The sequence below is a fragment of the Kitasatospora sp. NPDC034035 genome, assembly GCF_055575755.1.
Map to the genome: position 1 here is coordinate 1 of NZ_JBVISA010000079.1, position 9,865 is coordinate 9,865.

Annotated in this window: 10 protein-coding genes; 5 read left to right on the top strand and 5 right to left on the bottom strand. The window is 71.6% G+C overall.

From position 1 onward, the window contains the following. Positions 1-303: 303 nt before the first annotated feature. Entirely contained in the window at positions 304-903 is a 600-nt protein-coding gene (locus tag ACZ52J_RS42320; RefSeq protein WP_465626749.1) for an anthrone oxygenase family protein, read from the top strand. A gap of 287 nt (positions 904-1,190) precedes the next feature. Next, positions 1,191-1,904 carry a polysaccharide deacetylase family protein gene (locus tag ACZ52J_RS42325; protein ID WP_465626750.1) on the top strand — a complete coding sequence of 238 codons (714 nt, stop codon included), beginning with the start codon at positions 1,191-1,193 and terminating at the stop codon, positions 1,902-1,904. A gap of 81 nt (positions 1,905-1,985) precedes the next feature. On the opposite strand, the gene ACZ52J_RS42330 is transcribed toward ACZ52J_RS42325, so the two are convergent. Then, positions 1,986-2,480, bottom strand: coding sequence for an anthrone oxygenase family protein (locus ACZ52J_RS42330; protein ID WP_465626751.1), 495 nt, complete (start codon positions 2,478-2,480; stop codon positions 1,986-1,988). Positions 2,481-2,724: 244 nt separating this feature from the next. Between ACZ52J_RS42330 and ACZ52J_RS42335 the strand changes: the two genes are divergently transcribed. The 3 genes from ACZ52J_RS42335 (at position 2,725) to ACZ52J_RS42345 (ending at position 5,676) form a co-directional block, all read left to right on the top strand. Further along, a complete protein-coding gene (locus ACZ52J_RS42335) occupies positions 2,725-3,732 on the top strand; it encodes an AraC family transcriptional regulator (protein ID WP_465626753.1) in 1,008 nt (335 codons plus the stop codon). A 123-nt stretch (positions 3,733-3,855) separates the two neighbouring features. Beyond that, positions 3,856-4,434 (top strand): TetR/AcrR family transcriptional regulator, encoded by a 579-nt coding sequence (locus ACZ52J_RS42340; RefSeq protein ID WP_360510088.1) that lies wholly within the window; start codon positions 3,856-3,858, stop codon positions 4,432-4,434. Between the two features lie 84 nt (positions 4,435-4,518). After that, the gene (locus ACZ52J_RS42345; protein ID WP_465626755.1) at positions 4,519-5,676 is read left to right on the top strand and encodes an SGNH/GDSL hydrolase family protein; all 1,158 of its coding nucleotides are present in this window, start codon (positions 4,519-4,521) and stop codon (positions 5,674-5,676) included. Between the two features lie 103 nt (positions 5,677-5,779). Here the strand turns inward: ACZ52J_RS42345 and ACZ52J_RS42350 are convergent, their stop codons facing one another. From ACZ52J_RS42350 to ACZ52J_RS42365, 4 genes are read right to left on the bottom strand one after another with little or no spacing between them, the layout of a single operon-like run. Continuing rightward, positions 5,780-6,436, bottom strand: a complete 657-nt coding sequence (locus tag ACZ52J_RS42350; RefSeq protein WP_465626756.1) for a 4'-phosphopantetheinyl transferase family protein — start codon at positions 6,434-6,436, stop codon at positions 5,780-5,782. 6 nt (positions 6,437-6,442) lie between these two features. Continuing rightward, positions 6,443-7,339 (bottom strand): alpha/beta fold hydrolase, encoded by an 897-nt coding sequence (locus tag ACZ52J_RS42355; RefSeq protein WP_465626757.1) that lies wholly within the window; start codon positions 7,337-7,339, stop codon positions 6,443-6,445. A 31-nt stretch (positions 7,340-7,370) separates the two neighbouring features. Then, on the bottom strand, positions 7,371-7,841 hold the full coding sequence (locus tag ACZ52J_RS42360; protein ID WP_465626758.1) for an SRPBCC family protein: 471 nt from the start codon (positions 7,839-7,841) through the stop codon (positions 7,371-7,373). A gap of 34 nt (positions 7,842-7,875) precedes the next feature. After that, entirely contained in the window at positions 7,876-9,351 is a 1,476-nt protein-coding gene (locus ACZ52J_RS42365; protein WP_465626759.1) for an FAD-binding protein, read from the bottom strand. Positions 9,352-9,865 lie beyond the last annotated feature (514 nt).

Sequence of the window (9,865 nt, forward strand, 5' to 3'; positions counted from 1 at the left end):
GTCGTTGGGTGACGGGGTGCGGCGGGCGTTGGGTCGTGAGCCGCGGGACTTCGCGGACTACGCCCGTGAGGCTGCCGCCTCGGGCGTGTGGAACGCGTGACCAGCCGGACGACCGAGCTGACGGACCCGGAAAGCAACACCTGCCGTTCGTACGGCAGTTCAGTAGATCTTCGGTGCCGGGTGGAGTAGGCCCCCTGACCGTCTGTCCCGGCTGCGCCGGGAGGGGTGAGGAGGCCGGTGCCCGCCGGGTACCGGGAGGGTCCCCGCGCTGGGCGGGGACCGGGGAGAACCGAAGGATCACCTATGCGTTCCAACCAGACTGCGACTCCTGCTTCCTCCACCGCTCCACAGTCCTTCACCGGCCTCGCGCCGGACGGCTCGGCCCCGGTCGTGCCCGGCACGCGCAGCAAGGCCGCCGGGCCGCTGTTGGTGGGTGCCACCGTCGCGATGGGGTTGATGGCGGGGCTGTTCTTCGCCTTCGACGTGTCGGTGATGCCCGGTCTGGCGGCGGGTGATGACCGGACGTATGTGACGGCGATGCAGCACATCAACAAGTCCATCGAGAACGGCATGTTCGGCCTGGTGTTCGTCGGGGCGTTCGCGGCGACGGGTCTGGCCGCGTGGCTGCAGCACAAGGCGGGTCGTCGGCAGGCGGCGCTGTGGGCGGCGGCGGCGACGGTGCTGTACGTGGTGGCGCTGCTGGTGACGATGGGCGTCAACATCCCGCTCAACAACCAGCTGGCGGCGGCCGGTGACCCGTCCCAGATCCAGGACCTCGCGGCCGTGCGGGCCAAGTTCGCCGACACCTGGGTGCCGGTCAACATGCTTCGCACGGCGCTGTGCGCGGGCGGCCTGCTCGCGCTGACCCGCTCCCTGGTGCTGCACGGACGCTCCGGGCGCTGAACCAAGCAGCCCCGCACCGCACCGCACCGCGATCGGCGCCCCCGGCGGATCCCGTCGGGGGCGCTTCGGCGCGTTCGGCCACGGCGTGTCTCGGTCAAGGCGTGCCGTGCCAAGGCGTGTCCCGTCAAGGCGTCTCCCGTCAAGGCGTGCCGGGCTACGGCGTGCCCGGTCACCCCGTCGCGCGGCTGGCCGATTTCACCCGGTTCCGTCACCCGGCGGGTCGCGGCGGGCCCGCCGTCGGCGCAGACTGGCCGGTGGCACCGGAGTTCCGACCGCAGGGGGCAGGCATGTCCGTACGACCCGCGAGGCGCAGGACAGTTGGACGTTTCCGGACCGCGATCGGCGCGCTCGCCGTCGCCTTGGCGGCGGGAGCCGCGGTCACGTTGCCCGCCGCACCGGCGGAGGCGGCCGGCGGCACGGGCGCCACGGCCGGCACGGGCGGCAAGGTCGTCTACCTCACCTTCGACGACGGCCCGAGCCCCGCCTACACGCCCAAGGTCCTCGCGACGCTCGCCCGCTACGGGGTGCGCGCGACCTTCTTCGAGATCGGGCAGAACGTTTCCGCCCACCCCTCGCTCACCGCGCAGGTCGCACGGCAGGGCCACAGCGTGCAGAACCACTCCTGGTCGCACCCGGACCTGCGCCGGCTCTCCGGCTCCGCGCTCAACTCCCAGGTGAGCAGTACGGACCGGGCGATCCGCGCCCAGACCGGCCGCACCCCGACCTGCCTGCGCCCGCCGTACGGTGCGGTCAACGCCGCGGTGCGCTCGCGCGCGGCGGCGCTCGGCAAGCAGGTCGTGCTCTGGTCGGTGGACCCGACGGACTGGTCCCGGCCGGGCACGGAGGCCATCCGCTCGCGGGTGCTGAACAACGTCCGCCCGGGGGCGGTGATCCTGCTGCACGACGGCGGCGGTGACCGCAGCCAGACGGTGGCCGCGCTGCCGGCGATCATTTCGACCCTCAAGGCGCGCGGCTACGGCTTCGCCACCCTGTGCGGCTGAGGCCGCCCAGGGTGGCGTCGGCAAATCGGTTGGCTAAGCGGGTGTCGGCAGAGCGGGTGTCGGTTCCGCCGAAGGCCGGGGTCAGCTCTGCCCGTTGAGCACCAGTGCCCAGGCGAGGCAGCCGAGGGCGGCCGTGGAGAGCAGGGCGCGCAGCACGTTGAAGCGCACCCAGCGGGCCTCGAAGCGGCCGCGCACGCCGGCCGGGTCGGCGATCCGCTGCGGCGTTCCGGCGGCGGCGAGTTCGTCGTTCAGGGGGATGTTGATCGAACGGGTGACCCCGATCATCGCGACGTACAGCACGAGCGCGGCGATGGTCGCCGGCAGCACGTCGTGGCCGTCCGACGGCAGGTGGAGGGCGACCGCAGCCGCTGTGGTCAGGAGGGCGCCGACGAAGCCGAGGACGAACCAGCCGTTCAGGATCGCCACGTTGACGCGCTGCATGACCTCGATGAAGGTCCGGTCCTCGACCCGCGCCAGCGCGGGCATGACCGAGCACGCGAAGGCGTAGAACAGTCCGGCGGTCAGTCCACAGGTGACAGTGGCCGCCACCAGGACGAGTGTGCGTGCCGTTTCCATCGTCGTGAGCCCCTCACTTCTCGCAGTTTTCGCTGCTTCTCGCTGTCGGTGTCGCTCTATCGCTCTATCGCTGTGCTGCTGTATTGCTGTGCTGCTGTATCGCGGCATCGCTGGCGCCGCGTGTCGGTCCTACCCCCGTGGGGCAGATCATCCGGCATTTGCGGCGCCCGGGCCACCTCGTTCACTCAAGAGTCCCTCAAATGATGGGACGTCAAATAATGTCCCTGCGTCTACACTTGACGGCATGGACACTCTGACGGGACTCCTCGACGGCCCCAAGGCCCGCGGCGCGTTCCTGCTGCGGTCGATCCTGACCCCGCCGTGGTCGCTGCGGATCGAGGACCGGGCCCCGCTCTCGGTGGTGACGATGGTCCGCGGTGAGGCTTGGATCCTGCCCGAGCGCGGCACCCCGCTGCTGCTGCACCCCGGGGACGTGGCGATCGTGCGCGGCCCGGAGCCGTACACCGTGGCGGACGACCCGGACACGCCGGTGGACGTGATCGTCGGTCCGGGCCAGGTCTGCACCAAGGGCGGGGTGGACGTCTCCGAGGTGATGTCGCTCGGCGTCCGGACCTGGGGGCAGGGCCGCGAGGGCGACCGGGCCTCTTCGGTGGTCCTCTCCGGCACCTACCAGGCCGAGCACGAGATCGGCCAGCGTCTGCTGGGCTGCCTGCCCGCCCTGCTGGTCCGACCGGCCGGCACCGGCGCCGACGACACCCTGGTGCACCTGCTGGCCGCCGAGATAGGGCGCAACGAGCCCGGCCAGGAGCTGGTCCTGGACCGGATCCTCGACCTGCTCGTGGTCTCCGTCCTGCGCTCCTGGCTCGCCGCCCCCGACTCGGGCGCCCCCGCCTGGTACCGCGCCCAGCACGACGCGGTGGTCGGCCCGGTGCTGCGGATGATGCACGACGACCCGGCCACCGCCTGGACGGTCGCGGAGCTGGCCCAGCGGGTCGGGGTCTCCCGGGCCGGCCTGGCCCGCCGCTTCACCGCCCTGGTCGGCGAGCCCCCGATGGCGTACCTCGCGGGCTGGCGGCTGGCCGTCGCCGCCGATCTGCTGCGCGAGCCCGAGTGCACCGTCGCCTTTGCCGCCCGCAAGGTCGGCTACAGCAACGCCTTCGCCCTCTCGGCGGCCTTCAAGCGGGTGCGCGGCGTCAGCCCGCAGGAGCACCGCCGCCTCGCCGCGACCGGGACCCCGGCGCAGCCGGCGGGTTTCTCGGGTCCGGCGGAGACGGTGATCCTGGCGGGTTGAGCCGAAGGAGCGAGGCCTTCGCCTCAACGGTGATCCCATTTGCCTAAGCCATTTAGGTAATCCCATACTGTCTGTAGCGCACCGGTGCGAGCGGCGCGACCGTCAGTACGGGAGGAAGCACACATGGCACGGGCAGGACTGACCGTCGAACGCGTGGTCGTCGCGGGCGCCGAACTCGCCGACGAGGTCGGATTCGAGCAGGTGACCGTCGCCGCGGTGGCCAGGCGCTTCGGCGTCCAGACCGCCAGCCTGTACTCCCACGTCAAGAGCTCCCAGGACCTCAAGACCCGGATCGCCCTGCACGCCCTCGAGGAACTCGCCGACCTCGTCGCCGACGCCCTGGCCGGCCGCGCGGGCCGCGACGCGCTCGGCGCCTTCGCGGACGCCTACCGCGACTACGCCGCCCGCCACCCCGGCCGCTACGACGCCACCCGCCTGCGCCTGGACGCCGAGACCGCCGCCGCCAGTGCGGGCGTCCGGCACGCCCAGATGACCAGGGCGATCCTGCGCGGCTACGACCTCACCGAGCCCGAGCAGACCCACGCGGTCCGCATGCTCGGCAGCGTCTTCCACGGCTACATCAGCCTCGAGGCGGCCGGCGGCTTCAGCCACACCGCCGTCGACGCCCGGCAGTCCTGGGACTGGATCATCGACTCCCTCGACACCCTGCTCCGGCAGGGCGGCGCCCGCACCACCACCTGAACCCCCGTACGGCGCGCGCCGCGCACGCACCGCCCGCCCGGCGCCTGCGCGCACTCCGCCCGTACGACGACCCGAAGAAGCGCCATGACCACGATCACCACCCCCGTCACCGAAGACCTCCTCCACGGCCACCTGGACGTCGAGCGGACCCGCCGCGGCCTGCTGCCGCACCGCCTACCGGCCCGCGCCCGCCGGCAGATACCCGACGAGCAGCTCGCGATGGCCGAGTCCCAGCCCTCCGGCGTCCGCCTCGCCTTCCGCACCCGCGCCACCGCGATCACCCTGCACGCCGTCCCCACCAAACGCGCCTACCCCGGCGTCCCCCACGTGCCCGACGGCGTCTACGACCTCCTCGTCGACGGCGCCCTCACCGCCCAGGCCACCGTCCCCAGCGGCAACCTGCGCACCGTCGACCTCACCACCGGCCGCTTCGAACTCACCGAAGGCCCCGCCGGCAGCGCCCGGTTCACCGGCCTGCCCGCGCGGGACAAGACCGTCGAACTCTGGCTCCCGCACACCGAGACCACCGAGCTGATCGCCCTCGAGACGGACGCCCCACTGGAGGCCGTCCCGCCCGGTGCGCGCAAGCGCTGGGTCCACCACGGCAGTTCGATCAGCCACGGCTCCAACGCCGCCCACCCGAGCGGCACTTGGCCCGCCCTCGTGGCCAACCGTGCGGAACTGGACCTGGTCAACCTCGGCTTCGGCGGCGGCGCCCTGCTCGACCCCTTCACCGCGCGCACGATCCGCGACACCCCCGCCGATCTGATCAGCCTCAAGCTCGGCATCAACCTCGTGAACACCGACGCGATGCGGCTGCGCGCCCTCACCCCGGCCGTCCACGGCTTCCTGGACACCATCCGCGAGGGCCACCCGACCACGCCGCTGCTCGTCGTCTCCCCGCTGCTCTGCCCGATCCACGAAGACACCCCCGGCCCGCTCGCCCCCGACTTCAGCAGCGGCACCCTCCGCTTCCGGGCCACCGGCGACCCGGCCGAACGCGCCGCAGGCCGCCTCACCCTCACCGTCATCCGCGAGCACCTGGCCCGCATCGTCGCCGAACGCCGGGCCGACGGCGACTCCGCCCTGCACCACCTGGACGGACTCGCCCTCTACGGCCGGCCCGAACACGACACCCACCCGCTCCCCGACGGCGTCCACCCCTCCCCGGAGGCCCACCGCCTCATCGCCGAACGCTTCGCCCGGCTGGCCCTCACCCCGGGTGGCCCACTGGCGCCGTGACCCGCCGTGACCCGCCCTGGCCAGGCCGCGCTGGTGAACACCAGCGCGGCCAGGCTCACCAGCAGCAGCGGAGCGGGCCCGCCGGCGACACGGGTAGCCGTACTCAACTCGACGGCGGAAGAGCGAACGCCGTGATGAGGATCCCCCCGTGGGCGCCCCACCGGCCGATGCCGACACCGGGACGGTGAGGATGCCGGGCGGTGAACGTGCCGTCGGGGCGGACCGCGACGGTGATCGCGGCAAGAGCCGTCCACGTGCGGGTCAGCGGGTGGACAGCCTTGTAGACGGCTTCCTTGGCGCTGAAGAGAACAGTGTCCCAAGGGACCGCGCCCACCGGCAGCACGGCGAGCCGCCGCCGCTCGCCCTCGGTGCTGACGAGATCCAGGACCCCGCGCGGGAGCGGACGGACAGGCTCGGCGTCGATCCCGAGCGAGACGTGCCGACCGGTACTGGTGACCGCACAGGCCGTGTAGCCGTCGGTGTGGGTGATGCTCCCCACGGCACCCGACGGCCACTGCGGCGCACCCCCGGGCCCGGGCAGCAGAGGTGCCGACGGATGGCCCAACTCGGCCAGCGCCCGGCGGGCGAGCGTGCGGGCCGTCGTGAACTGGTGTCGGCGGCGCGGGGAACGATCCCGGATGTAGGCCGCCTCCGCAGGGTGGAGACGGCCCGCGTCCAGGGCGCCGAACGCTTCGGCGCACCGGACGTGCGGCGGCAACAGCGAGCCCAGGACGCCGGCGGGAGCGGTGGTGGCGGTCACGGCGGGTCAGCGGCCGGCCAGGACCAGCTGGTGGACGTGGTGGGCGATGTGCTGAGGAGTCTCCAACGGCAGCATGTGCCCGACTCCGACAACCTTGTGCAGCGTCGCCTGCGGGAGCGCGGCAACGAGCTCCTGGCTGAAGGCCGGCTTGACGACCTTGTCCTCGGTGCCGGTGATCACCACGGTGGGCGCCGTGATCCCGGCCAGCCCGGCCCGCTGGTCCATCTGCTGCGTGGAGGCGAAGCAGGCGGCACGCGTCTGCGGCAAGGTACTGGCGAAAAGCCGCCGGTTGGCCTCACGGGCCTCCAGGGTGGCACGCGGTCCATGCGTCTGACCGAGCAACCTGCGCCCCAGCCACGGCGTCCGAAGCGCACGACTGAACAGCTGGGACCCCATCATCTTCACCTCGCTCGCCGGAGTGTCCTGCCCGTGCGAAGCGGTCGACACGAGCACCAGCCCGGCAAGCCGCCCGCCCGCACCAGCCGTGCGCGAGACCGGAAGCCCAGCCGCCCAAGCAAGCGCCGCATAACCGCCACCCGAGTGCCCTACCACCACGACCGGCCGCTCCGCCGTCGTCAGCGTCCCCACGACGGTGCCCAGGTCCCGCCCGAGCCGCTCGATGCTGATCGGCTCCCGCCCGACCGTCGACGAGGCATGCCCACGCTGGTCATACGTGGCCACGGTGTGCCCGGCGGCAGCCAGTTGGTGAGCCGTGCTGTGCCAGACGGTCCGGGAGGCGGCCCACCCGTGGACGAGAACGACCAGCGGCCGCGTCGGGTCGGGCGTCTCGGGCTGGTGGACCGTGATGGCAAGGCGCGCGAAGTCGTCCGTGGTCGCGGCGTGATCGGTGGCCGTGACGGCGTAATCGGCCGGCAGGGCAGGGATTCCGACGGCGGTCTGCATGAGGTCCTCCGGTTTTTGATGGGTTGTTTGTTTATTCGTCGTTGGTGAGGTGGTGGTGGAGGTTGGTGAGGGCGTCTTGGGTGGCGGCGGTGTGCTTGATGGTGAGGTTGGTGAGTTTGTGGAGGAGTTTGGGCCAGTGGTGGGGGGTGGCGGAGAAGGTGATCGTGAGTTGGGTGTGAGTGTTGTTGTGCTGGGGGGTGAGGGTGTAGGTGGTGGTCCCGTGGAAGTGGCCCGTGTGGGTCTGGGTGAGGGTGTGGTGGGGGGCGATGTGGGTGGTGGTGCTGGTGAAGCGGAGTTTGGGGCCGGGGTTTCCGACGCCGGTGGGGTGGACGGTGATGTGAGTGGTGCCGCCGGTGGTGTGAGGGGGTGTGGGGCCGGGTTGGTGGGTGTTGTGGGGGTGCCACCAGGTGGTTTTGCCATTGAGTTCGTCGAGGATGGCGTTCCAGACGGTTTGGGGCGGGTGGGGGAGGAGGGTTTGGTCGGTGTGGTGGATGGCGTGCATGGGGGTTTCCTTTCGGGGGGTGGGTGTTTTGTTGTTAGGGGAAGATGTTTTGGCCGGGGGTGAGGGTGTGTGTGGGGTCGTGGTGGTTCTTGGCGGCGGTGAGGGTGCTCCAGCGGGGGCCGTAGTGGGTTTGCCAGTCGGTGGGGGTCATGTGGGGGACGGCGCCGACGGGGTAGCGCTTTGCGCCGAGTTGGGTGGCGCGGTCGTAGAGGCGGCGGTTGCGGCTGAGGGCGGGTTGGGGGTCGGTGTCAGGGCGGGGGAAGGTGAGGAGGTCGAAAAGATAGGCAATGGGTTCGTTGGGGGTGATGGCGTAGGGATGGGTGAGCCTGTTGGTGGGGAAGGGGTAGCAGAGGAGGAGGCCCTGGCCGATGTCGTCGGGGGTGAGTTGGGGAAGGGTTTCGGTGAGGAAGGTGTGGGTTTGGGAGGCGGGGAGGAAGAGGGAGAGCCAGGGCTTGGGGGCGTTCCAGTAGCCGAGGTTCTTGATGGTGTCGGCGAAGGTGTCGGCGCGGTAGGTGTAGTCGCGGTAGGTGGTGTCGGTGGTGGCGGTGTGGGTGGGGTTGAGACCGGTGAGAAGGGGGGTGGGGTTGGGGGGTGTGGTGCCGTTGTAGTGGGCGACGGCTTCGATCTTGTAGAGGGGGGGTTGGCCGTCGGGCTGGATGAGGATTTCGCCGGTTTGGGAGGGGAAGCGGCCGTCGAGGAGGGTCTGTTGGTCGGCGAGGTAGGTGGTGAGGTCGTTGTAGTGGAGGGTGAGGACGAGGGCGCGTTCGGGGGCGGGGACGAGTTTGACGGTGGCCCGGGTGATGATGCCGATTTGGCCGGCGCCGGCGAGGGCGGTGTGGAAGACGTCGGTGTTGTGGGTGGGGGTGGCGGTGAGGATGCGGCCGTTGCCGGTGACGATCTCGATGGCCTCGACGGTGTCGGCTTGGAGGCCGTATTTGTGGACGGTGGAGCCGATGCCGCCGACGCTGATGGTGCCGCCGATGGAGAGGTGGAGGTAGTCGGTGAGGCAGGGGGGTGTGAGGCCGTGGGCGAGGGCCGCGTCGGTGAGTTGGGCCCAGGTGACGCCGGCGTCGACGGTGGCGTTGGTGGGGGTGATGCTGTGAATGCGGTTGAGGGCGCGGGCGTTGATGCTGATGCCGCCGGCGACGCCCGCTTGGCCGTAGTTGGAGTGTGATTCGAGGTCGTTGCCGGTGCCGCTCTGGCCGTTCATGGCGACTTTGAGGTTGTTGCGGCGGGCGAAGTTGATGACGGTGGCGATGTCCTGGGCGCCGGCCGGGGTGAGGACGGCGTAGGGGGTGGCGGTGGTGAGGCGCCCGAAGTCCTTGGCGAAAGCGGCTGTGGTGGCGGGGTTGGTGGTGAGGGTGCCCTGGAGGGCGGGAGCGGGGATCAGGTGTCCGCTGGTGGGTCCGTCGGCGGTGGTGGCCCAGGAGCGGGTGATGGTGTTGTAGCCGATGACGGTGGCGGCGGCTCCGGTGAGCAGGGCGCGCCTGGAAGGGTGCGGGCGGTTCATATCGGGCGGGTCTCCCAGCGGGTCGCGTGAACAAGACAGAACACGGCAGAACAAGGCCGGCCGGGGCAGGCGGCGCGGGCAAGGCCGGTATGTGGGGGGCGGGGGGTGCGGGTGGCGGGCCCGCACCGACGGCCTTGGCGGGCCGGGCCGCGGCCGGGTCGTGGCGGGCGGTGCCCGGCGGTGCTCGGGTGGTGCGGGCCGGTTGGGGGGGTTGGCTTCCGGCTTGGTGGGGTTGGCCTGCCGCCCGGGTGGGGGTGGTTGGGCGGCGGGCCGTGCTGGTGCCGTGCCGGGTTGGTGGGGGTGCCGTCGCCGGTGGCTGGTGCGGGGTGCTGCTTGTTTCTGGCGGTCCGGGGGGGCTCTGGCTGGGTGTGGCCGGGGTCCTGTGGGGGCTGTGGGGGTGTGGAGTGTGGGGTGTGGCTGGGTGTCAGGTGTTGTTGGGGGTGTGGGGTTTGGTGGGTTTGGGTGTGGTGGTGTGGTTGGTGTGGGTGGTGGTTTGGTAGTTGGTGAGGTCGAG